23 protein-coding genes are annotated in these 21,049 nt (G+C 54.8%); 13 read left to right on the top strand and 10 right to left on the bottom strand.

From position 1 onward, the window contains the following. The first annotated feature begins 12 nt into the window (after nucleotides 1-12). Together DK507_RS07555 and DK507_RS07550 are read left to right on the top strand one after the other, a co-directional pair. Nucleotides 13-564 (top strand): hypothetical protein, encoded by a 552-nt coding sequence (locus tag DK507_RS07555; protein WP_109355770.1) that lies wholly within the window; start codon nucleotides 13-15, stop codon nucleotides 562-564. Between the two features lie 166 nt (nucleotides 565-730). After that, nucleotides 731-1,699 carry a hypothetical protein gene (locus tag DK507_RS07550; protein ID WP_109355769.1) on the top strand — a complete coding sequence of 323 codons (969 nt, stop codon included), beginning with the start codon at nucleotides 731-733 and terminating at the stop codon, nucleotides 1,697-1,699. Nucleotides 1,700-1,757: 58 nt separating this feature from the next. Here DK507_RS07550 and DK507_RS07545 read toward each other — a convergent pair whose 3' ends face one another. Next, complete coding sequence (locus DK507_RS07545; protein ID WP_109355768.1) at nucleotides 1,758-2,657, bottom strand: metal-dependent hydrolase; 900 nt, start codon at nucleotides 2,655-2,657, stop codon at nucleotides 1,758-1,760. Between the two features lie 65 nt (nucleotides 2,658-2,722). Between DK507_RS07545 and DK507_RS07540 the strand changes: the two genes are divergently transcribed. Continuing rightward, nucleotides 2,723-3,319, top strand: a complete 597-nt coding sequence (locus tag DK507_RS07540; protein ID WP_109355767.1) for a TetR/AcrR family transcriptional regulator — start codon at nucleotides 2,723-2,725, stop codon at nucleotides 3,317-3,319. A 129-nt stretch (nucleotides 3,320-3,448) separates the two neighbouring features. Then, nucleotides 3,449-4,576, top strand: coding sequence for a sigma-54-dependent Fis family transcriptional regulator (locus tag DK507_RS07535; protein WP_109355766.1), 1,128 nt, complete (start codon nucleotides 3,449-3,451; stop codon nucleotides 4,574-4,576). Here DK507_RS07535 and DK507_RS07530 read toward each other — a convergent pair. Next, the gene (locus DK507_RS07530) at nucleotides 4,559-4,981 is read right to left on the bottom strand and encodes a VOC family protein (RefSeq protein ID WP_109356215.1); all 423 of its coding nucleotides are present in this window, start codon (nucleotides 4,979-4,981) and stop codon (nucleotides 4,559-4,561) included. The two genes, DK507_RS07535 and DK507_RS07530, sit on opposite strands and share 18 nt — an antisense overlap. Then, a complete protein-coding gene (locus tag DK507_RS07525) occupies nucleotides 4,977-5,660 on the bottom strand; it encodes a hypothetical protein (protein WP_109355765.1) in 684 nt (227 codons plus the stop codon). Before DK507_RS07525 ends, DK507_RS07530 begins: the two co-directional genes overlap by 5 nt. 158 nt (nucleotides 5,661-5,818) lie before the next feature. Here DK507_RS07525 and lnt point away from each other — a divergent pair, with 158 nt between their 5' ends. The 4 genes from lnt to DK507_RS07505 all read left to right on the top strand — a co-directional run bounded on the left by lnt (nucleotide 5,819) and on the right by DK507_RS07505 (nucleotide 10,602). Further along, entirely contained in the window at nucleotides 5,819-7,447 is a 1,629-nt protein-coding gene (gene lnt, locus DK507_RS07520) for an apolipoprotein N-acyltransferase (RefSeq protein WP_109355764.1), read from the top strand. Between the two features lie 67 nt (nucleotides 7,448-7,514). Then, a complete protein-coding gene (gene metK, locus DK507_RS07515; protein ID WP_109355763.1) occupies nucleotides 7,515-8,726 on the top strand; it encodes a methionine adenosyltransferase in 1,212 nt (403 codons plus the stop codon). A 28-nt stretch (nucleotides 8,727-8,754) separates the two neighbouring features. Further along, the gene (locus tag DK507_RS07510) at nucleotides 8,755-9,450 is read left to right on the top strand and encodes a tRNA (guanosine(46)-N(7))-methyltransferase TrmB (protein ID WP_109355762.1); all 696 of its coding nucleotides are present in this window, start codon (nucleotides 8,755-8,757) and stop codon (nucleotides 9,448-9,450) included. 189 nt (nucleotides 9,451-9,639) lie between these two features. Next, entirely contained in the window at nucleotides 9,640-10,602 is a 963-nt protein-coding gene (locus DK507_RS07505) for a metal-dependent hydrolase (RefSeq protein WP_109355761.1), read from the top strand. A 5-nt stretch (nucleotides 10,603-10,607) separates the two neighbouring features. Here DK507_RS07505 and DK507_RS07500 read toward each other — a convergent pair whose 3' ends face one another. The 3 genes from DK507_RS07500 to rplU form a co-directional block, all read right to left on the bottom strand. Further along, complete coding sequence (locus DK507_RS07500; RefSeq protein WP_109355760.1) at nucleotides 10,608-11,159, bottom strand: GNAT family N-acetyltransferase; 552 nt, start codon at nucleotides 11,157-11,159, stop codon at nucleotides 10,608-10,610. Between the two features lie 224 nt (nucleotides 11,160-11,383). Then, on the bottom strand, nucleotides 11,384-11,653 hold the full coding sequence (rpmA, locus tag DK507_RS07495; RefSeq protein WP_108811240.1) for a 50S ribosomal protein L27: 270 nt from the start codon (nucleotides 11,651-11,653) through the stop codon (nucleotides 11,384-11,386). A 3-nt stretch (nucleotides 11,654-11,656) separates the two neighbouring features. Next, nucleotides 11,657-12,199: a 50S ribosomal protein L21 gene (gene rplU / locus DK507_RS07490; RefSeq protein ID WP_109355759.1), complete on the bottom strand. Its 543-nt coding sequence runs from the start codon at nucleotides 12,197-12,199 to the stop codon at nucleotides 11,657-11,659. A gap of 92 nt (nucleotides 12,200-12,291) precedes the next feature. Here rplU and DK507_RS07485 point away from each other — a divergent pair, with 92 nt between their 5' ends. Then, the gene (locus tag DK507_RS07485; RefSeq protein ID WP_109355758.1) at nucleotides 12,292-12,960 is read left to right on the top strand and encodes a hypothetical protein; all 669 of its coding nucleotides are present in this window, start codon (nucleotides 12,292-12,294) and stop codon (nucleotides 12,958-12,960) included. 5 nt (nucleotides 12,961-12,965) lie between these two features. Here DK507_RS07485 and DK507_RS07480 read toward each other — a convergent pair whose 3' ends face one another. Genes DK507_RS07480 through hemB form a run of 3 tightly spaced genes read right to left on the bottom strand, consistent with a single transcriptional unit; the run spans nucleotide 12,966 to nucleotide 15,071 of the window. After that, on the bottom strand, nucleotides 12,966-13,523 hold the full coding sequence (locus DK507_RS07480) for a gamma carbonic anhydrase family protein (RefSeq protein WP_109355757.1): 558 nt from the start codon (nucleotides 13,521-13,523) through the stop codon (nucleotides 12,966-12,968). Beyond that, a complete protein-coding gene (locus tag DK507_RS07475) occupies nucleotides 13,520-14,077 on the bottom strand; it encodes a GNAT family N-acetyltransferase (protein WP_109355756.1) in 558 nt (185 codons plus the stop codon). The genes DK507_RS07480 and DK507_RS07475 overlap by 4 nt, the downstream gene beginning before the upstream one ends. After that, the gene (gene hemB, locus DK507_RS07470; RefSeq protein WP_109355755.1) at nucleotides 14,070-15,071 is read right to left on the bottom strand and encodes a porphobilinogen synthase; all 1,002 of its coding nucleotides are present in this window, start codon (nucleotides 15,069-15,071) and stop codon (nucleotides 14,070-14,072) included. Before hemB ends, DK507_RS07475 begins: the two co-directional genes overlap by 8 nt. A gap of 168 nt (nucleotides 15,072-15,239) precedes the next feature. Here hemB and DK507_RS07465 point away from each other — a divergent pair, with 168 nt between their 5' ends. Beyond that, on the top strand, nucleotides 15,240-15,557 hold the full coding sequence (locus tag DK507_RS07465) for a hypothetical protein (RefSeq protein WP_162558955.1): 318 nt from the start codon (nucleotides 15,240-15,242) through the stop codon (nucleotides 15,555-15,557). 4 nt (nucleotides 15,558-15,561) lie between these two features. Here the strand turns inward: DK507_RS07465 and DK507_RS07460 are convergent, their stop codons facing one another. Beyond that, the gene (locus tag DK507_RS07460; protein WP_254054296.1) at nucleotides 15,562-17,142 is read right to left on the bottom strand and encodes a M23 family metallopeptidase; all 1,581 of its coding nucleotides are present in this window, start codon (nucleotides 17,140-17,142) and stop codon (nucleotides 15,562-15,564) included. Nucleotides 17,143-17,377: 235 nt separating this feature from the next. On the opposite strand from DK507_RS07460, the gene DK507_RS07455 reads away from it, so the two are divergent. The 3 genes from DK507_RS07455 to fdxA all read left to right on the top strand — a co-directional run bounded on the left by DK507_RS07455 (nucleotide 17,378) and on the right by fdxA (nucleotide 20,874). Further along, the gene (locus DK507_RS07455; RefSeq protein ID WP_109355752.1) at nucleotides 17,378-20,122 is read left to right on the top strand and encodes a helicase-related protein; all 2,745 of its coding nucleotides are present in this window, start codon (nucleotides 17,378-17,380) and stop codon (nucleotides 20,120-20,122) included. A 9-nt stretch (nucleotides 20,123-20,131) separates the two neighbouring features. Then, entirely contained in the window at nucleotides 20,132-20,434 is a 303-nt protein-coding gene (locus tag DK507_RS07450) for an RNA-binding S4 domain-containing protein (protein ID WP_254054295.1), read from the top strand. A gap of 101 nt (nucleotides 20,435-20,535) precedes the next feature. Next, entirely contained in the window at nucleotides 20,536-20,874 is a 339-nt protein-coding gene (gene fdxA, locus DK507_RS07445) for a ferredoxin FdxA (RefSeq protein ID WP_109355751.1), read from the top strand. Nucleotides 20,875-21,049 lie beyond the last annotated feature (175 nt).

The following is a 21,049-nucleotide window of genomic DNA, read 5'->3' as shown; positions in this document are numbered from 1 at the left end:
GTAGGAGTTACCATGGCCAAAGATATGCAAGTGATACCCGGCGCGATGACGCTGGCGGAAATGAAAGAATTTGCGGGCTTTGGTTCGGCCACCCAGCGTTATATTCGCCGCTCTCTTGATATTGGTCTTGATCGTGCGGATGCCGTGCAAACCTGGTCTCGCGATGCGGTTGAGGAAGCCGGTATCAAAGTGCAGATGAAACTCTACCAGCGGCTTGCCGAAATCCGTAAAGCCATTCCCCAGGATTGTGCCATTGACGGCATTGAAAAATTCATGCCTGCCCTGATTGCACTTTCCGCCTATGATCTGGGGCAAGGGCGGATAAACAGCTTTCCCGCTTACCGTTTTCTTTATGAACGCCTGCTTGGCCCCGATGCGCGGCCTTGGCTCCCCGGCAGCTTTTGTGCCGCGGCGTCCCTCCCGCATTTGCACCCGAAGACACGCAAGGGCTTGCTGCAATCGATTAGCGAAGCGGCGGCGACTGCCCCCGGCTGGTCAACTCGCGAGCCCAGCTTTTTCCCCGAATGGGTCGAGAAAGTGGATATCAACAAGGCGGCGCACTAAGCGGTTTCTATTCTCCCCTCCTTGGGCGCGATATCAATTGAGAATCGGTGACGCAGGTCGTCTGATCACATGATCCTCGCGCCAAATAACGCTTGCTCTGGTTGGGCTACTCCATAACAGTGGAACAGCGGCCCGGTACAAACCTCGCTGAGGAGAGCAAAAGGATATGTATCGTTTTTTGACATTCATGGCGGCTTGCCTGTCTCTGGGCTTGCCCGGACCGGTACTGGCCAGCGATGCGATTTTCCCCGTAGGTGGCACCGTAGGCCTTGCACCACCGGGCGCCATGACAAGGGCAGATAGCTTTGCCGGTTTTCAGGATAGCGCAGAAAGTGCATCGATACTGATCGTCGAATTTCCAGCGGAAGCTTATGTTGAACTGGCCTCTATGTTCGGTTCCGAGAAACTCGCTGCAGTGGTGACGATCGACGGACCTGTAAAACCGTTGAAGCTTGCGGGCGACATTGATGCGTTGCTGGCGGCAGGTTCGCAGACACAGCAGGGCATTGAATACCGTAAATGGGTGATGATTGCAGGCGGTGCTGAAACCGCGGCCATGGTGACCGTGCAGATACCATCGACCAGCAAGGCTTATCCTGACGCGCAAGTCCTGGAGGCTCTGCAATCCGTACGTTTCCAGCCGCGCGGATCGCTGGAAGACGAAATAGCAGGGTTGCCATTCACGCTGGTGGAGCGGGCTGATTTTCGGGCCATACGCACTTTGGCCGGCAGCGGTTTGATTATGACCGATGGCCCCAAAGACGTGGTGGCTGACGCATCTCAGCCGCTGGTGATCGTTGCCTCCAGCCTGGGCTCCAATCCGGTGATTGGCACGCTGGATGAGGATCAGCGCATGCAATTGGCCCTTAACGCCATGCAAGGCCTGAATTTCAAGGATTTCCAAGCCGACGCCACTGATATTGAAGAGGATGGCGATGTGGTTATCACAGGAAGTGGTACGAACCCGGACGGCCAGAAAATGAAGCTCCACCAAATCATGCGTTTCGCAAACAGCGGCCATGTCCGCACAGTTTGCATTTTTACGGTTGAGCAGGATGTGTCGGGACGCTGTGACGAGGTCGGGCAGGCGGTAGTCTTAAAGGGTGATAGCGAAAGCGCAGCGCCGGAAGAATAGCGGCAGCGTCGCCGACGCAGCCAGGCTGATAACAATTTTAAGACCGGTGAGCAGCGCGTCAGGCGGCCTGGATGCTGTCGGGTAGTGCCGCCTCGAACTCGCTTTCCGCAAGATCGATCAGATGCCGGTCATCCTCGTTCCATGGATGAAAGCCGGGCAGGAAAAATTTGATCCAAGGCACGATGATCTTTCGCGCCACGCCGGGTTTTGCGAGCAAAAAGCCGAAAAGCTTCATCTTGGTGCGAAAGCCTGTAAATCCGTCTTGTGCCAGCAGGTCGAGCGTGTCGGTATAGCGGTTGGTCCAGAAATTTCGGGTGATTACGAGCATCAGCAGCGATTTGACTTTCCACCGCTGCCAGCGGGACCAGTCACGGGTCGCATAGAGCCAGGTATCATAGGCAACGCCCTTATGCTCAATCTCTTCGAGTGCATGCCAGCGCCACAGGTCGGCCGTTTCCTTGTCGGCATTGTCGAAATGCTGCGGATTGGCGATAAATTGCTGCGCCATGATCGCGGTAAAATGTTCGAGGATCATCGTCGCGCCAAGATTGGCAATGGCAGGACGGTCTTTGGTCATTTCGAGCGACTCGATGACGCGTTTTTCGATTTTGCCGGTATCATAACCGGCTTCTTCCACGCGGCGGTTAAGCGCAACATGCTCACGGGTATGGATGATTTCCTGTTTGACGAAGGCGCGAATTTCTTTTTGCAGTTTTTCCGGGGTGACATCGCGAAACGCCTTCACGCTTTCAATAAAAAACGCCTCACCACGTGGAAAAGTAAGGGAAAGCGCGTTATAAAAAGCCGTCGCAACGGGATCGTCATTCAGCCACCAGCGACCCGGTTGATGCGCGGCATCGCGGCCAAAGCGGCGATCGCGCGGCGTGATCTGATGATCTTTCGGCGTTGGCGTATCAATCGTTTCCGGCCCGGCTTGCAAGTTGCTATGCATATTCATAAGGGGTTCGCTTTTTCACAAAATGGGGGTAGTCTACATTTTGGATATTAGGGTTACTTACATAGATGTCAATAGCTAAACGACGCCTCTCGCCGGAAGAAAGCCGCAGCATGGCGCTGGCGGCTGCCCGCGATTTGTTAATCGAAGCAGGACCGCAAGCGGTCACGCTCAAAGCCGTCGCTTCACGGATCGGGCGGACACATGCCAATCTGCTGCACCATTTCGGGTCTGCATCGGGGCTGCAAAAATCGCTCGCGCAATATCTGACCGACCAGGTTTGCGGTTCTATTGCCGAGGCGGTGCTGAAATCGCGTACCGGGGAGGGTTCGGTACGCGACATTGTCGATCTGACCTTTGATGCTTTTGACAAGCAGGGGGCCGGCGCCTTGTCTTCATGGATGTTGCTTACCGGCAATGAAGATGCACTCGACCCGATTGTCGATGCGATTCATGCGCTGGTCGACGAAGTTGGTGAAGGCGGTCATGAAGATCGCGAGATGCATGAGGATACGCTGACGCTGGTGCTGATGGCTCTGGGTGACGCTCTGATCGGGGAGCGGCTGGCAGACTCGCTTGGCCTGACACGCCATAGCGCGCGTGATCTGGCGGAACGGCATCTGGAAAGCGCGCTGGACCGCTGGAAATGCGAGCATGAGAATTAGGCCGCCAATATTTTGACGGCCATTTCCTCTGAAATGGACCAAATTACCGACTATTTTACGCAGCTTTACATATAATGTTTCCACAGCGCTCATCGAAGACGCCCAGTTTGTAACAGCGGGGGAAATGCTATGGAATATCGTCCCGAAATCTCGGGATCACAGCGGACATTGCACCCTGATGATCCGGCCGTGCATCTTGTGGGGGACAGCGCAGCGATTGAAGAGGTACGCAGCCTGATCCGCTATGCGGCGGCGACCACAATACCTGTGATGATAACCGGGCCTTCCGGTTGCGGCAAGGAGGTGGTGGCAAAATCATTGCATCGCTGCTCCGAGCGGGCGGGGGAGAAATTTGTCGGGGTGAATTGTGGGGCAATACCCAGAGATTTGCTTGAATCCGAACTGTTCGGGCATGAAAAAGGCAGTTTTACCGGTGCGATAGCGCAGCGCATCGGACAGTTTGAAGATGCCAGCAAGGGGACGTTATTTCTCGATGAAATAGGCGATATGCCTTTTGATATGCAGGTCAAATTGCTTCGCGTGCTGGAAGAAAAACAGATCGAGCGGGTCGGCAGCACAGGAGCCATCCCGATTGATACGCGGATCATTTCGGCCACCCACCAGAATCTGGATCAGGCCATTACCGAAAAGCGGTTCCGCGAGGATCTTTTCTACCGGCTTTCGGTCTTTCCCATCGACATCCCCGCGCTAAAGGAACGCCGGGATGATATCGCGCCGCTGATCCACCACTTCATTCAGCAGATTGGCAGCGAAGACATATATTTTACCGCCGAAGCGATGGACATATTGGAAAATTATGCCTGGCCCGGCAATGCTCGTGAACTGCGCAATATTATCGAACGGGCGGTCCTTTTATTTCCCGGCATGATGATATCGGCAAGCCAGGTATCCACACTGTTTCGCCGCCGGGCGTCCAATGCGCCCACCTATCAGGCAGATTCCCTGCCATCCCGTTTTCCCGGTGCACCGGAAGCGCGTCCATTCATGGATCAGTCGGATGGTCGCGGGACGCTGGGCGGCGGCTTTGATCTCAAGAAACATCTCATGCAGGAGGAGCGCAAATATCTGCTTTCCGCGCTGAGAATGGCGGAGGGTGTGGTCGCGGAAGCGGCGCATCTGGTTAGCCTGCGCCGGACAACCTTTGTCGAGAAAATGCGGCGCCACAAGATTGAACGCAGGATGGCGCTGGGCGACCCGCGTTCGGGACTGGTGGCCGGATCAATCCGTAGCGAATAGCTGATCATCATCGGCAAAGGCCTTGAACTCAAGGGCATTGCCGCTGGGGTCGCGGAAAAACATCGTTGCCTGTTCCCCGGTCTCACCGCGGAAGCGGACGGTCGGTGGGATCACGAATTCTGTTTCGTGCTGTTTCAATCGCTCTGCCAGTGCTTCCCATTGGGGCATCGTCAGAACCACACCAAAATGCGGCACAGGTACATTTTCGCGGTCTACTGGCTTGGTAACTGCACTTGGCTTGGCGTCGGTATCAAGATGGGTGACTATCTGATGACCGTAGAGGTTGAAATCAATCCAGTGATCGTTGCTTCTACCTTCTTCGCAGCTCAGCAAATCGCCATAGAAATGACGGGCGGCTGCCAGATCATTGACAGGGAAGGCGAGGTGAAAGGGGCGGTGTTCAATGTTCAAAATTCTGCTCCTTTTTCTTGGGCGCGGCGAGCGCGAAGCAATGATCAATATCCAGCTCGGTCTGGTTTTTCTGCCGAACGCTCATTTCCTCGCGAGTCTGTGTGAGAATCACATCGCTCTCATTACCACTTTTGCCCTCCCCCCGCATCGTTTCACGCGCCCGGTTGTCGAGAACAAAGGCCAAAGTCTTCAAATCTTGCGCCATTTTGGACAGTTTTTCCCGTCGATAGACCTCTTCATACGCAAGCTGCATCATCGCTGCGCATTGATTCAGGGTTGGTTTAGGTTTGGCGGGAATCTCTGTATCCAGCAGCGGCAGACATTTTCCCATTTCTTCGGCAACCACTTCCTGCGGCTCGCCGACATTTTTGACCTTCGCCTGCTGATCGGCAACCGCCGCCAAAATGGCGTCGCGCACCTGCTCCCGGGATTGACCGGTTTCGACCATGACTCTTTCACCGACCTGCCCGGCATAGATCCGGCCCCGTTCGGTGAGCAGAGGATAGGAAAGTGCGCTTTCAATTCCGCGTTCCTGTTCCGATGCGACGATCGCAAAAGCGGCAACGCAGGACAAGTCACGCTTGTGAACTTCGGTCAGCGGTGTTGCTTGGGGCCTCGTATCGGCTGGCATGGGTTGAGCAAGCGCCATCAATATCAACAATATTTTTTCCATGACACTCCTATAGCGGCGCACGGGCGCTGCCAGCAAACTGCAAATTGCGAGACAGTCTTTTCCTGCAGTTCTGCCGAAATGATATTCCAGAATGGCGTTGTATGAAATCGTTCATATAAACCCCTTTTGGAATGAACGGGTGACGAGATCAGCAATTAATGTTTGAACCGGCCCGTCGAAAACGGCACAAGCCGCCGGTGCATATTGTCATCGATCTCCTCCGCAAATATCCGTTCTGGCTGTCACTAATTGCAGGGGCGCTATCGGCAACCGGGTTTGCGCCGCTGGGTTTCTGGCCGGTCAGCCTGCTTGCGCTGGCCCTCTGGATCGCGATTATTGATCGTGCAGAAAGCCGAAAAGCCGCGTTCTGGGCCGGCTGGCTATTCGGCCTGGGACATTTTGCTGTCGGACTGAACTGGATCGCCAAAGCCTTCACCTTTCAGGCGGCAATGCCCGAATGGCTGGGCTATATAGCGGTGGTTCTGCTCTCGCTTTATCTGGCCGTCTACCCCGCCCTAACGGCGTTGGGTGCATGGTTGCTGGGCAGGGGGCGACCAGTCGTTTTTGTTCTCGCCCTCGCTGGCTTGTGGATCATAACCGAATGGCTTCGCAGCTGGGTTTTCAGCGGCTTTATCTGGAATCCCCTCGGCGTGATAGCGGTCGATGCCAGGCACGCTTTGAGTGCGCGCTCCATTGGAACTTACGGCCTGTCGGGTGTGATCATTGGCATTGCCGGTCTTGTCGGTTCGGCGGTTGGCGGAATGATTGCCCTGAAATGGAGGATCATCGTTCGCAGGATCTTTGATCTCGCTATAGTCGCATTGGGGGCCGGAATATTGGCACTGATCGGCAGTGGCAACGATCTTCCCGGTTCACCGGAGCAGCCCAACATCACGGTCGTCCAACCCAATATCGGACAGCAGGACAAATGGCAGGCCGGATATGAGGAGCAGAATCTTGGCAAGCTTGCAGGCCTGACCAGACGCAAAGATGAAGAGCCGCGCATATTGTTCTGGCCGGAAGCGGCGATCCCCGATTATCTCGAGGCCGGTTATCCGCAGCGCTATTATTACGGGCGTGAGCCGCGGATGGTGCGCGCGCAGCTCGCAAGCCTGATGAAACCGGGCGACGTGCTCGTTCTTGGTGCGCTGAAGCTGGAATTTGACGATGCCGCCGCACCGGATGAAAGACGGGCGATAGGGGCACGAAACAGTGTGTTTGCGATGGATGCGGACCGCGAATTGCTGGGCCGCTATGACAAGAGCCATCTTGTGCCCTATGGCGAGTATCTGCCCATGCGGCCGCTTCTTTCGGCTATTGGATTGTCGCGTCTGGCGCCTGGAGATTTTGACTTTTGGCCGGGTCCGGGGCCGCGCTCGCTGGATCTGGGGGCATTTGGCAAAGTCGGCCTTCAGGTTTGCTACGAAGTTATCTTTTCCGGACAGGTCGTGCACCGGGAGGATCGGCCCGACTTTATTTTCAATCCCTCGAACGATGCCTGGTTCGGCGCGTGGGGGCCACCGCAACATCTCGCCCAGGCACGGCTGCGTGCGATCGAAGAGGGGCTTCCAGTCATCCGCTCCACACCGACCGGTATATCGGCGGTTATTACCAGCAGGGGAGATGTGGTTGAAAGCATTCCCATGGGACAGGCTGGCCGGATTGATACCAAATTACCCCTGCCGGAAAGCCCCACAGTTTTCGCGCAATATGGCAATATTCTGTCGCTGGGTTTCGCGCTGATTTTACTCATCTGTGCCATTGCCATACGGCTTCGTGCGCGCTAAGGAGCGCATATAAACCTTTCTTTATATCCGAACCCGCGCCCCCAGGCGGCAAATACTAGGAAAAACCATGCGTTCTGAATTTATCTTCACCTCCGAATCTGTATCCGAAGGCCATCCCGACAAGGTGTCGGACCAGATTTCCGATGCGATCGTCGATCTTTTTCTGTCCAAGGATCCGGAAGCGCGGGTTGCTTGTGAAACCCTGACGACGACGGACCGGGTCATTCTGGCCGGTGAAGTGCGCGGTCAAGGGATGATCGATACCGATGGCAATTGGGCGCCCGGCGCTCAGGAAGAAATCCAGACGGTTGTTCGCGAGACGGTCAAGAAAATTGGCTATGAGCAAGAAGGCTTTCACTGGCAGAACCTGACCTTTGAAAACCATCTTCACCCGCAGTCCGCCCATATCGCACAGGGTGTGGATGAGAGCGGCAACAAGGATGAAGGCGCGGGCGACCAAGGCATCATGTTTGGCTATGCCAGCGATGAAACGCCTGACCTGATGCCGGCAACCCTGCAATATTCGCATCAGATACTGAAACAGATGGCGGCGGATCGCCATAGCGGCAAAGCGCCTTTTCTCGAGCCGGACAGTAAGAGCCAGGTGACCCTGCGCTATGTCAATGAAGTGCCGGTGGAAGCGACCGCCCTTGTTGTCTCGACTCAACATGCGCCCGGCTATTACAAGGACAGCGACAACCCGGCGCTGTACGAAGAACTGCGCGAATATGTCATGGGTGTGTTCCATTCGGTCCTGCCGGACGGTTTCATCACCGACAATACGGTCATTCACGTGAACCCCACCGGACGTTTTGAAATTGGTGGCCCGGATGGTGACGCTGGTCTGACGGGACGGAAGATCATTGTCGATACTTATGGCGGTGCGAGCCCTCATGGCGGCGGCGCTTTTTCCGGCAAAGACCCCACGAAAGTGGACCGCTCAGCGGCCTATATCACCCGATATCTGGCGAAAAATATCGTTGCAGCCGGCTTTGCCAAACGCTGCGCGATCCAGCTTTCCTACGCCATTGGCGTGGCAGAACCACTGTCTATTAACGTAGACCTGCATGGCACCGGCACGGTCAGCGAAGAAAAGCTGGAAGAAATCCTGCCGAAACTGGTGCGCTTGACGCCAAAAGGTATTCGCACCCATCTCGGCCTCAACAAGCCGATATACAGTCCCACCGCTGCCTATGGACATTTCGGGCGCAAGGCCGACGGCGATCTTTTCACTTGGGAAAAAACCGATTTAGTGGATGCGCTGAAAGCGGCTGTTTAAATCTCGTAATGGGTGCTAACCGCACCTCATGACTAGCAAGCAGAATCAAGACCCCACCACTATCCGCCAGCTTTATGGCCGCAGGCAGGGCCATGCCCTGCGCGAGGGTCAGGTGGAACTCGTCGAAAAGCTGCTACCGCAAATAAGTGTGCCGACAGAGGGCCCGGTGTCCTCTGCGACACTATTTGGCGATGACCGGCCGCTGCACTTTGAGATTGGTTTTGGTGCGGGTGAGCATATGGCCGCGCGCGCGGACATGCTGCCGGATCACGGTTTCATCGGTTGCGAACCCTATCTGAACGGCGTTGTCGGCGCGTTGCAGCATGTTCGTGAAGGAATATTGCCCAATATTCGGCTGCATATGGGCAATGCGCTCGACGTTCTGGAACGTATACCGGACGGTGCATTGAGCTTTGTCTATTTGTTGCACCCAGACCCCTGGCCAAAAGCACGTCACGCCAAACGGCGGTTTATGAACCACGGCCCGGTCGATATGATTGCGGCCAAGCTGAAGTCCGGCGGAGAGTTTCGTTTTGGTACCGATCATCCGGTCTATCTGGAATGGGCGATGATGATCATGAACCAGCGCAGCGAGTTTAACTGGCTTAGCGAAGGGCCAAAAAGCTGGCTGATCCGTCCGGGTGGATGGCCCGAAACACGTTATGAGGCCAAGGCGCGGCGGCAAGGGCATGAAGTCTGGTATTTCCGCTATCAACGGAAATGAGACCTTAGTGCGGTTTCACGTTAACGGCGTTTTACTGCAATCTATATTTGAATCGCCTTGTAAACAGCGGGTTAACCGTGATTTTGTTGGTCGCTGTGGGTATTTTGTTAACCCTCCCAATCTATAAATTGCTTAACCAAAAAGACTGGTCGCACAGCTATTAGATTTTGTAGGAGGCCACACATAGAAATGGGCGGCATTTCATCAAATACTGACGTGGCAGATGTCGCACCCGCAATCGCGGGTAGCGCCACCCCGGCTGATCTGAATATCCAGTCCCGCAACCGGCACTTTGCCAATGCGGCGATGGAGCGTCGGCACTGGGTTGGCGGCGACCCCTATGCGACAGCATTTTTTAACGCCTTGTCGATCACTTTTCCAAAAGGCGAGACCTTCTTCATGAAGGTTCTCAAGCAATATCGCGACGAAGTACCGGAAAAACTCGCCCGGGAAATTCGTGGTTTCGTCCAGCAAGAGGCAGTCCACAGCCGCGAGCATCTGTTTTTTAACAAGCATATCGAAGAATCAGATTTTGACATCTCGCGGTTGGAGCAGACGCTTACCGATGTCATCGACAATATCGCGAGCAAGTCGCTTATCATGCAACTGGTTGCCACAACTTGTCTCGAACATCTGACTGCAATCATGGCTGCCGAATTTATTGCCAATCCAAAGCATTTTCAGGATGCCGACGAAGAGCAACGCAAAATGTGGCTTTGGCATGCTTCTGAAGAGGTTGAGCATAAGGGCGTGGCTTACGACACCTGGCTGTATGCGACGAGAGACTGGAGCCGGGCACGGCGTTGGGCAACCAAGTCGCTATTCATGGTTCGCATTTCCATGGGCTTCGCCAAAAACCGCACCAAAGGTGTCATGGACCTCCTGCGGCAGGACGGTATCTCCGGTCCGCGCGCGTGGTTTGGCTTCTTGCGCTATGCGCTGGTCAGTCCCGCTCCGTTCCGCCGGACCCTGCTGCCATGGTTCCAGTTTTTCCTTCCCGGCTTCCACCCTTGGAACAAGGATGACCGCGACCTGATCCAGCTGGCCGAAAGCGAATATGAAGCCGCAATCATGGACCAACCGGACCAGGACGATACTATTGCCACCTTGGGCAAGCGTAAGGCCGAGAAGCGTTTAAACAGGGTTGCATAACAGCCTTACGCGGCGAGCGGTCGTATGACATCGCTTTCCATGTCGCCCTCCAGGGACAGCTGAAACTCAACGGCTGCAACGGAACTGTTGCGCCCCTTGCTAAACCGGGGTGCCGTCCGGCCTGTCCGACGAAAGCCCAGCTTGGTAAGGACATTTCCTGACGCCGGATTATCGACGAAGTGGCTTGCCACAATTTCGCGATGGCCAAGAGCCTTCGCCGTGCTGAGTGCAGCGCGTCCGGCTTCTGTGGCATAACCCAGACCCCAATGGTCGCGGCCAATCCAGTAGCCGAGCTCAACGCCACCATCGGCCATAAGGTCGATACCGCAAGTGCCGACCAGGCAGGGTGAACCCGCCGTCCGCCGATAGATCAACCAGCGCGGGCTTTTGGGGTTTTGTGGCAGCGACAGGAAATGATCTGCATCATCGCGGCTATAGGGCCATGGTGCACTGGCCAGATTACGGACAATTGCTTCGTCATTAATCGCTTGATACAGCGCATTCGCGTCTTCGGGCCAACCCGGTCTTAACAATAATCTTGGCGTTCTAGCAAACATCGGGACTCTCCGTTTTTTGGCTAACCTTGGCCAAAGTCCAAAAATTTAACCGCCCCTGTGTTGGTTTGACCGCTCCCTACAATGGAGCGATGACAACGCAGTGACATTTTCGACAGGGAGAGACAAAAAAAGGGAGAGGGGGTGACCCTCTCCCTGAAATCTGGTGGTTCTTTTTGAACCATCCGGGTCATCCCTCAAAGGACAACCCGTTATCGATTGTCCGGTTATTCGGCGGCTTCCGCCATGGCATCGACTGACACATATTTGCGGCCGAGTTTGCCCTTGTGGAATTCCACTTTGCCATCAATGAGCGCAAATAGGGTGTGGTCTTTGCCCATACCGACATTGCGACCCGGATGGGTCTTGGTTCCGCGTTGGCGGATAATAATATTGCCAGCTACAACAGCTTCGCTGCCATATTTTTTGACGCCTAAACGGCGGCCTTCTGAATCACGGCCGTTACGCGACGAACCGCCTGCTTTCTTATGTGCCATGGTTTAGTCCTTCTTCTTCGCAGCCGGTTTTTTGGCAGCTGGCTTTTTCGCTGGAGCTTTTTTGGCTGCAGCCGGTTTTGCTTCTGTTTTAGCAGCGGCCTTTTTTGGCGCTGGCTTAGCAGCAGCTTTCTTTGCAGGTGCAGCCTTCTTGGCCGGTGCTGCTTTTTTAGCGGGTGCCGCTTTCTTCTCAGCAGCGGGTTTGTCTTCCGCCGGTTTTGCCGCTGCTTTTTTAGGAGCCGCTTTCTTGGCAGAACCGATAGCACTGATCTTCAGCACGGTATGCTGCTGACGATGGCCGTTTTTACGGCGATAGTTATGCCGGCGGCGTTTCTTGAAGATAATGACCTTCTCGCCTTTTTCCTGCGCAACAATTTCAGCCGCGACGGTCAGTCCTTTGACGTCTTTCATTTCACCGCCGTCACCGGCCAGCAAAACGTCATCAAGGGTTACCGAATCACCTGCTTCACCAGCAAGTTTTTCGACTGCGATTATATCTCCTGCGGCAACACGATATTGTTTACCGCCGGTGCGCACTATAGCGAACATGGCATTTTTCCGTTTCAATCTTGTGGTTCCAGCGCATGGGCAAGGAGACGCGAGTCTCTCGGCTCACGCTGGAAAGAGTGCGCAGCTACTAGATGGGCATGGCTGTGTCAACCGGTATTGGCCGATTTTTAGGCAAGTTTCTGCTTTCATCTGGTCTGGCCTTCACGGCGGAGCTACCGCTCCCTTCCATGCCCGTGCAAAGGCCATTGCAGCAGCAATCACCGCAGCCTAAAGGTGCCTCTATGAAATTATCGGTGTTTTTGGTTCCGGCCCTTGGCCTGTCTTTGTCCGCCTGTGCTATGCAAGGCAGTGATTTTCCTTCTCTTGCGAAGCGACCCTATGAGGATGGACCAGCAATAACGGATACAGCGGCACCAACACCAGAGGTGATGGCTACATTGCCTACGGCGCTTGGAAATGCTGTCGATGCGGCGGTTCGTCAGAGCAACACCGCCCATCAGGCTTTTCTGGCTGATCTGCCGAAAGTGAAGCAAAGCGTATCGGCAGCGCGCGGCGCTGAACCATCCAGCGAATCATGGGTGGTAGCGCAGGTGCAGCTTTCCTCATTGGAAATGGATCGCAGTCCTTCGATATCTGCGCTGGCGGATCTCGATACACTTTACATGGAGCGGCTTGATCAGGAATTTTCTGGTGAAGAAAAAGGAGCCGCTGCAATTATCGCGCAGTTTCGGGAAAAAATTGAGGCACAGGTTTCCTCCCAGCAACAGGAAATCGAAAAACTGAAATCGAGCATGCGTTAAAGGGCTTATTTTTGAGCGGCTTCCACTGCCGCTTTATGGGCCTTTGCATTTTCGACATAATGCGCCACGCCCATACGCATGCCTGCAATGGCCGGTTCGGGCAGATCGCGCATATATTTGGCGGGTGATCCGGCCCAAAGCTGCCCCGTCGGAATCCGTTTATTGGGCGTGAGCGTAGCGCCTGCGGCAAGCATCCCGTCGCCTTCAATCACGCAGCCATCCATTACCGTGGTGCTAAGGCCTACAAAAGCTCGATCTTCCAGCGTCGCTCCGTGGAGCATGACCATATGACCGACCAGCACGTCATCCCCGATAATTGTCGGGTGCCCATTTGGTGTGGCCGGTGTGGCACTGTCGCAGTGGATGGTAGTGCCATCCTGAATATTGCTGCGTGCGCCGATTTTAATGTAATTGACGTCCGCGCGGATCACACAATTATACCAGATGCTCGATTCCGGACCGATTTCCACATCGCCAATGATTTTGCAGCCCGGCGCAATAAATGCCGTTTCATGAATTTTCGGCGTTTTGCCATTAAAGGGCAGGATGAGTGGATCGGTCATGCGTCTGGTTTCCAGTCTTTGGCTTCGATACGATAAACAATGGTCGGATTCAGGTCTTCATCATAATTGGGGTCATGAAAATCCAAATCCGGTCGATGGGTCATGCCGAGACGTTTCATCAGACCCCAGGATGGTTCGTTTCCCGGGACGGTAAGGGCCACTACAAAGGGAGCTTTATGTCTTGTAAACGCCGCATCCATCGTCGCGGATGCGGCCTCTTTCGCATAGCCTTGACCCCAGACATCTTCCCGCAAACGCCAGCCGATTTCGAAGGCGCCGGTAAGCTTGGGTTGCGGGGCATTTACGCGTTTCAATCCACAGAATCCAAGTAAAGCATTGTCTGATTTTCGTTCTACAATCCAGAATGTGTGCCCGAAATCGCGGTCATAGCCCCTGATTCGCTCAACGGCTTCCAGAAATTTCTCGCGGGTTTGCACACCGCCAAGCCAGCGCGTGACTTTGGGCGTGTTGAGATAGGTCATGAAAGGATCAATATCTTCATCACGCCAACCACGCAGGCGCAGCCGTTCGGTTTCCAATATAACGTCACTCATGGAGCAGCCGGGCTGCATCGGCAGCGAAATAGGTCAATATACCAGAACAGCCGGCGCGTTTGAACGCGATCAGCTTTTCCATCATCAAGGCATCGCGGTCGCCAATGCCGGCGGCGGCCCCAGCGGCGACCAATGCATATTCACCAGATACCTGATAGGCGAAGACCGGTACGTTAAATTCGCTTTTGGCGCGATAGATGATGTCGAGATAGGCGAGGCCGGGTTTGACCATCACGCTGTCTGCGCCTTCGGCAATGTCGAGAGCGATTTCACGCATCGCCTCATCACTATTGGCGGGATCCATCTGATAGCTTTTCTTGTCGCCTTTCAGAGTGCCGCTCGAGCCCACAGCATCCCGGAACGGTCCGTAAAAGGCACTGGCATATTTGGCGGCATAAGCCATGATCTGTACATTGTGATAGTGCGCCAGTTCCAGCGTATCGCGAATGGCACCAACCCTGCCGTCCATCATATCGGACGGTGCGATGATATCCGCACCGGCATTGGCCTGGTTCAGTGCCTGCTTGGTCAGCATGTCGAGTGTGCGGTCATTCTCAACATAGCCATTGGAGTCAATCAGCCCATCCTGCCCGTGGGTAGTATAGGGATCGAGCGCGACATCTGTAAGTACGCCGATATCATCCCCCAGAGCATCTTTGATGGCTTTGGTGGCGCGGCACATGAGATTATCGATGTTGAGCGCCTCCATACCCTCGTCACTCCGTTTGTCTGCCGGCGTGTTCGGGAATAAAGCAACACAGGCGATCCCAAGATCGCGGGCCTCTTTGGCGCGCTCCACAATCAAGTCCACAGACCAGCGCGACACGCCGGGGAGCGAGGTAATCGGTTCTTCGATATTTTCCCCATCCGAAATGAAGAGCGGCCAGATCAGATCAGCCGGGGTCAGATGGTTTTCGCGAACCATTGCGCGGCTCCATGCAGAAGCGCGGGTGCGGCGCAGACGGGTTCGGGGGAAGGCAGGATTTTGGCTCATGTTGATCTAATATAGAGAGGCGGCTCCGTAGGGCAATTGAAATAGCATTGTGTACAGCTTGCAGACACCGCCCGCATCTTTTACGCTGTTGCGAAGATTTGCGGGATGCAGCCTGTCAAAACATCATTTCCACTATTCATCCAGTCTCCATTCAAGAAGGAAGATTTTATGCCTGTGAGATCCCGTTTGGTTGTTCCACTATTATTGGCTGCCACTTTCGCTTTGTCAGCCTGTGGCAGTGCGGATGATGAAAATAGCCTTGCTGGTGCTTTCAACAAAAGCTTTGATGAAAGCTGGAATACAGAATTTGTCGCTGGATGCGTTACAGAATCCAAAAAGGCCGGTGCACCGGAATCTCAGGCAACACCTATATGTAATTGTCTGGCGGAAGAACTGGGCAAGACTCTTGACGGGATCAGCGAAAAAATGAATCCGCCCGAGGCAAAGCTGGAAGCGGCAACCGATATTTGCCTTGGCAATTTCTGAAGCTTTAGCTGATCGATGCTTTGCTCAGCCGACTGATTTCTCGCTGTTTTTTCGGGCCGGTTGATGCGCTTTTCAACGTGCCAAGAGCGGCACCTGGCTCGACTTGTTGCAAACGCTTCAACTCGTTCTTGAACTTCCTGAGTTCCTTGCCGCCCAGTTCGGCACGCTGGACGAATTTAACCGAATTGGGGTTGATCGTCCTGCCATTACGATAGAGCTCATAGTGCAGATGGGGGCCAGTCGACAGACCGGTGGAACCGATATAGCCGATAATCTGGCCCTTTCGGACTTTGCGACCATTGCTAACGGCGATCCGGCTCATATGGGCATAGCCGGAAGCAAGACCGCCGCTATGTTTGATTTTGACAAACTTGCCGTAGCCACCTTTCCGGCCAGCAAAAGTCACTCTGCCATCGGTTACGGCATAAATCGGAGCGCCATAGCCTCCGCCAAAATCAATGCCGCTATGCATACGTTTATAACGCAGGATCGGATGTCGGCGCATGCCATAACCAGAAGTTCTTCGGCCGTTTGTTGGGCGAACCAGCTGGCCACTGGATTGTCCGACGCCGGATGCTTCAAACCAGTTGGAGCGTCCGCCGCTGGTCCATTTCAGCATCTGTGCCTTGGCCTTGCCGTCGCGTTCTATGCCTGCATAAAGCAAATCACCAACCTCTACCTCTCCCGTTTCCGCACGGCGATATCCGAGGATGATGTCAAATTCATCGGTTGAACGTATGTCTCGCGACACCGACATTTTCTTGCCGATAACCTGAAGATATTTTTGCACCGCATCAGCCGGTGCGCCGGCCGCCCTTGCCGAGCGATACAGGCTGGATCCTACGGTTCCCTTGATCCTGAGCGGAGTGTCATCGACCATGATCGGCTTGCGATTGAGTTCCAGTTGATCGCCATTGCGCAGGATTTCCAGATTGAGATCGAAGCGTGCCCGGAAAGCCAACTGGTCCAGCGGACGCGGTTGGTTCTTTGCTGGACGGCGGCCGAGTACTACATCGATTTTCGTGCCGGGCTTTATCTCATCGAGACTCACCGCACCAGCAACCAGCTCATTGACTTCGCCAGCTTCGGCATTGGCCACACCGGCGCGCTGTAAAACGCGGCGGAGGCTGTCACCACGGCCCAAAGTTGCGACCAGTTCAATGGAGGGGCGCTCGGGGCTTTGTGCGAGCGGACGAACCGCATCGGTGGCGGCCATACGGATGCCGGTATCTGATCCGTAAGCCAGCGGAGCAATGGTTTGCGAACGGGCTTGATCGGCTCTAAAACCGGTCAGAGCAGCATTTTGATGGCCTTTGATCGGCCCAAAATCGGGCAGACAGGAAATCGCGATGCCGCAGAGTAATACCAAAGTTGCCAGACCGCGAAGCCACGTGAGGCTGCCAATATCTCTGCCAAGGTCCGGCACCCAATCGGTCTGGGCAAATCGGTCTTGCCACCGGTCCAGAACATCGTTGAAATTTTCCGGTAGGGCAAAGGGCAAGGTAAAGGAAGGCGCAGCGGGCTCTGCTGCGATAGCCGCAGCCCCATTTCCTTGATCGGCAAGCATGTCGATACTCTTGAACAAATGCACCCCTTGGCGATGCTGTTTTTTTTAAACCCAAAAAACAGATATGCATCGCAATAATATTTCTGTCTCTGTGAAGGAATAGAGTTAATGTCAAATTAAGATCGGGCTTCCATGACATGCTATGCGGTAAAACGTGTAAATTCGCGGGTATCCGGTCGAAATGCCAAGAATCTTGCCGATTTTACAAGGATTCTGCTTGCCAGTTTGATGCAGATGCGGTGAGGTAAGGCAAATGTCCGACTTCTCCCAGTCCCCTGTTATTGCCGTTCTCGGCCCCACCAATACCGGTAAAACCCATTTGGCGGTCGAGCGGATGTGCGCGCATTCCAGCGGTATGATCGGATTTCCGCTGCGATTGCTCGCGCGCGAAGTCTATGACCGGGTGGTGGCGCTGAAAGGGGCCAATCGGGTTGCTTTAGTGACCGGGGAAGAAAAAATTGTTCCGCCCGATGCGCGCTGGTTCCTATGTACCGCGGAAGCAATGCCGATTGACCGGGATTTCAGCTTCGTCGCCATTGATGAAGCGCAGCTTGGCATAAACCCGGAACGGGGGCATATTTTTACCGACCGGATGCTGAACATACGCGGCCGGGATGAAACCATGATCCTGGGGTCGGACAGCCTTCGTCCCTTGGTGGAAAAGTTGATACCAGATGCCGAGATTATCTCCCGTCCGCGCTTTTCGACACTAAGCTATGCCGGGCCAAGAAAACTGTCGCGATTACCGCGGCGTTCGGCGATTGTCGCGTTTTCCGTCGAGGATGTTTATGCGATTGCAGAAATGCTGCGCCGACAACATGGTGGCGCTGCCATAGTGATGGGATCACTGTCGCCGCAAACCCGCAATGCGCAGGTTAAAATGTATCAGGATGGCGAAGTCGATTATCTGGTCGCCACCGATGCCATTGGAATGGGTTTGAACCTGGATGTTTCTCACGTGGCTTTTGCGGCTCTCAAGAAATTTGATGGTCGCCGACGTCGCCGCCTGACGCTTGCGGAAATCGGACAGATTGCCGGCCGCGCCGGCCGTCACCAAAAAGACGGAAGTTTTGGCGTGCTTTCAGGACTGGCCTCTTCCGATGAGCTGGAGCCTGAGGAGATCCAGCGGCTGGAGGATCATGATTTTCCGCGATTGGAATGGCTGTATTGGCGCAATGCAGATCCGGATGTAACCAGCGTCACCAGTCTCATTCAATCTCTGGAAGACAAGCCAAAGGATCGGTTGTTGCAAGCTGCACCGGAAGCGATCGATTTGGCGGTATTGAAACGGCTTGCAAAAGATCCCGCTGTTAGCCGCTTGGCCATCGGCCGCGCCGAAGTGCGTTTGCTCTGGGAAGCGGCTTGCATTCCCGATTTCCGCAAAGTCGGTGCGGATCATCAGGCGCGATTTGTCGCTTCGCTCTGGCCCTATCTTGTGCAGGGCAATGGCCGCATCCCCCATGCGCGGATGGCACAGGAAATTGCCCGGCTGGAAAATGTTCAGGGCGATATTTCGACTCTTGCCGCGCGCATATCTGCCGCCCGCAGCTGGAGCTATATTGCGCAAAAATCGCGTTGGGTGGAGCAGGCAGAAGTGATGGTGGAGCGCACCCGCTTGCTGGAACGGCGGCTCAGCGATGCCATGCATAATCAGTTGACCCAGAGATTTGTCGACAAACGCACGCGTGTGCTTATGCGCGGCCTTTTGAAAGACGCCTTGCCGCAAGACGTTGCATTGGAAACAGACGGTGCTGTATTGGTGGACGGACTTGAAATTGGAACGCTGAAAGGCTTTCAATTTATCGTGCCTTCGGATAGCCGGAGGGAAGACCGCAAGATGCTGCTTGCCGCAGCGGAAAGATATTTGGGACCGATTATGACCGATAAAGCTGACGCGCTGGCAAAAGCACCTGATAGCGAACTGGCTCTGGCTGCGGATGAAGCCGGTCAGCCGGTGGTCTATTGGCAAGAGGCGAAACTGGCGGTGCTCGCCAAGGGAAAAGACTTGCTGCATCCCGAAATCAAATTTGATCGCGCGCTGAAAGACATTTCACCCGAAAACAGCAAAAAGGCCGAAGAACGGATCAAGCAATGGGTCGAAACGATGAAGGCGAAGCACCTGGAAGGGCTCGTCAAAATTGATGGGCTGGCCAATGACCCGACCACACCGGCTTCGGTTCGTGCGCTGTTTGCCCAGATCGTCGAAGCGGGTGGCATTATCATGCGCCGACAGATTGATCAGGCAGTTCGGGCACTAGATAACGATATGCGCGGGGTCGCCCGGCGCGGCGGACTGGTTTTCGGAGCACTGGATATTTTCCACCATGCGTTGATGAAGCCTGGTGCCGTGCTCTGGCGCAACGCCCTTTTCGCGGCGCTGGACGAGCAACCGATGATTGCGCTTCCCGGCGACAATGCGGTCCACCTGAAGGACTGGAAATTTGCTGCTCCCGAACATGCCAGCCGATTGGGATTTCGCAAGATTGGCAACGAATATGTCCGGGTCGATATGGCGGAACGCCTGGTCAAACAGGCGCATGAAGCGCGGCAGCAGGGGCCTATTTTTGCTGTGGACCCTGCACTGGCAACGTCTCTGGGACTATCGAGCGAAGTGCATGAAGCACTGCTCGAAATAGCCGGTTTTGCAAAAACGGATGATCATCCGCCTGTCGTCGAATCAGATAAAACCGAAGCCGTTGAACCCGATGCAAAAGCGGATGCCCAAGCCGAAATGGCGCAGCCCGCTGAAGATAAAGCTACGGAAGATAAAGCTGCCGATGATAGCTCTCAACCCGAGACACCAAAGAAATATTGGCGCTGGAAAGGCATGGGCAAAGCCCGATCAACCAATCACCGCAAGCATCAAGGCAAGAAATCAGCGCATCGGAAAAAATCGAACAAATCCGGCTCCCACTCCCGGAAGGCGGAGCCGGTATTGGCTTCTGCCGGCGGTGCCTTTGCCGAACTGGCCGCTCTTAAGGAAGCGATGAAAAAATAGGATGCGGATTTGAGCGCCAGGAAAATTCGTGAACCGGGCCATGATCCATCGGCCCTCAGGATTGACAAGCTGCTCTGGTTTCTTCGTTTCGCCCGCAACCGCACGATGGCTAAAAAACTGGCGAACAAGGGCCACGTTCGCCTCAATGGGCGCCGGGTGGACCGGGCGCACATGATGGTCCGGCAGGGAGATATCTTAACGATTCCGCAAGGACGCGAGGTGCATGTCATCCGTATATCGGCGCTTCCCTTGCGGCGAGGCAGCGCTCCCGATGTGCAAAGTTGTTTTGAAAGGTTGCGCACTGGCGAATGAATTAGGACCGAAAACCAACTGTTGACGTTCCCAATTTTGCGCAATAGCAGAGATTTCGTGGCCGAAAAAATCCCGGTCTGTATGATGGAGTAGACGACCCGATGACCTATGTTGTTACCGACGCATGTATCAAATGCAAATATATGGACTGCGTTGAAGTCTGCCCCGTCGATTGTTTCTATGAAGGCGAGAACATGCTCGTCATCAACCCCAGTGAATGTATTGACTGCGGCGTATGTGAACCAGAATGTCCTGCAGAGGCTATCTTGCCGGATACCGAAGATGGTCTGGAAAAATGGCTGGAAGTGAATACAAAATATTCGGAAAGCTGGCCCAACATCACTGTCGCCCGGGACGCACCGGCCGACGCCGACGACTTTAAAGGCGTCGAAGGCAAGTTTGAGGCCCATTTCTCAGAGAAGCCTGGCGAAGGCGATTAAGAGGGATTTTTAGATCCCAAGCGCCGGGAGGAGTTTTTTATTGGACTTCAGGCGCCGGGCGCGGGCATCCGCCCGCTTGGCTTTCCTCGCATAAGCTCGGGCGCGCGGGCGCGCTTGCCGACGCGGTGCGTCGGTCTGGTGGCAGACATAGGTGGGAAACCTAAGGAGCTTCGTC

The sequence above is a fragment of the Sphingorhabdus sp. EL138 genome (assembly GCF_900258045.1).
Classification (GTDB): Bacteria; Pseudomonadota; Alphaproteobacteria; order Sphingomonadales; family Sphingomonadaceae; genus Parasphingorhabdus.
Note: the sequence above shows the minus strand (reverse complement) of the source record. Positions and strands in the feature narration are given on the sequence as shown.

Excerpts from the sequence above, each read along its gene's own strand:
- DK507_RS07555 (WP_109355770.1), top strand. The coding sequence starts at position 13 with ATGGCCAAAGATATGCAAGTGATACCCGGCGCGATGACGCTGGCGGAA.
- DK507_RS07550 (WP_109355769.1), top strand. The coding sequence starts at position 731 with ATGTATCGTTTTTTGACATTCATGGCGGCTTGCCTGTCTCTGGGCTTG.
- DK507_RS07545 (WP_109355768.1), bottom strand. The coding sequence starts at position 2,657 with ATGAATATGCATAGCAACTTGCAAGCCGGGCCGGAAACGATTGATACG.
- DK507_RS07540 (WP_109355767.1), top strand. The coding sequence starts at position 2,723 with ATGTCAATAGCTAAACGACGCCTCTCGCCGGAAGAAAGCCGCAGCATG.
- DK507_RS07535 (WP_109355766.1), top strand. The coding sequence starts at position 3,449 with ATGGAATATCGTCCCGAAATCTCGGGATCACAGCGGACATTGCACCCT.
- DK507_RS07525 (WP_109355765.1), bottom strand. The coding sequence starts at position 5,660 with ATGGAAAAAATATTGTTGATATTGATGGCGCTTGCTCAACCCATGCCA.
- lnt (WP_109355764.1), top strand. The coding sequence starts at position 5,819 with ATGTTTGAACCGGCCCGTCGAAAACGGCACAAGCCGCCGGTGCATATT.
- metK (WP_109355763.1), top strand. The coding sequence starts at position 7,515 with ATGCGTTCTGAATTTATCTTCACCTCCGAATCTGTATCCGAAGGCCAT.
- DK507_RS07510 (WP_109355762.1), top strand. The coding sequence starts at position 8,755 with ATGACTAGCAAGCAGAATCAAGACCCCACCACTATCCGCCAGCTTTAT.
- DK507_RS07505 (WP_109355761.1), top strand. The coding sequence starts at position 9,640 with ATGGGCGGCATTTCATCAAATACTGACGTGGCAGATGTCGCACCCGCA.
- DK507_RS07500 (WP_109355760.1), bottom strand. The coding sequence starts at position 11,159 with ATGTTTGCTAGAACGCCAAGATTATTGTTAAGACCGGGTTGGCCCGAA.
- rpmA (WP_108811240.1), bottom strand. The coding sequence starts at position 11,653 with ATGGCACATAAGAAAGCAGGCGGTTCGTCGCGTAACGGCCGTGATTCA.
- rplU (WP_109355759.1), bottom strand. The coding sequence starts at position 12,199 with ATGTTCGCTATAGTGCGCACCGGCGGTAAACAATATCGTGTTGCCGCA.
- DK507_RS07485 (WP_109355758.1), top strand. The coding sequence starts at position 12,292 with ATGGGCATGGCTGTGTCAACCGGTATTGGCCGATTTTTAGGCAAGTTT.
- DK507_RS07480 (WP_109355757.1), bottom strand. The coding sequence starts at position 13,523 with ATGACCGATCCACTCATCCTGCCCTTTAATGGCAAAACGCCGAAAATT.
- DK507_RS07475 (WP_109355756.1), bottom strand. The coding sequence starts at position 14,077 with ATGAGTGACGTTATATTGGAAACCGAACGGCTGCGCCTGCGTGGTTGG.
- hemB (WP_109355755.1), bottom strand. The coding sequence starts at position 15,071 with ATGAGCCAAAATCCTGCCTTCCCCCGAACCCGTCTGCGCCGCACCCGC.
- DK507_RS07465 (WP_162558955.1), top strand. The coding sequence starts at position 15,240 with ATGCCTGTGAGATCCCGTTTGGTTGTTCCACTATTATTGGCTGCCACT.
- DK507_RS07455 (WP_109355752.1), top strand. The coding sequence starts at position 17,378 with ATGTCCGACTTCTCCCAGTCCCCTGTTATTGCCGTTCTCGGCCCCACC.
- fdxA (WP_109355751.1), top strand. The coding sequence starts at position 20,536 with ATGACCTATGTTGTTACCGACGCATGTATCAAATGCAAATATATGGAC.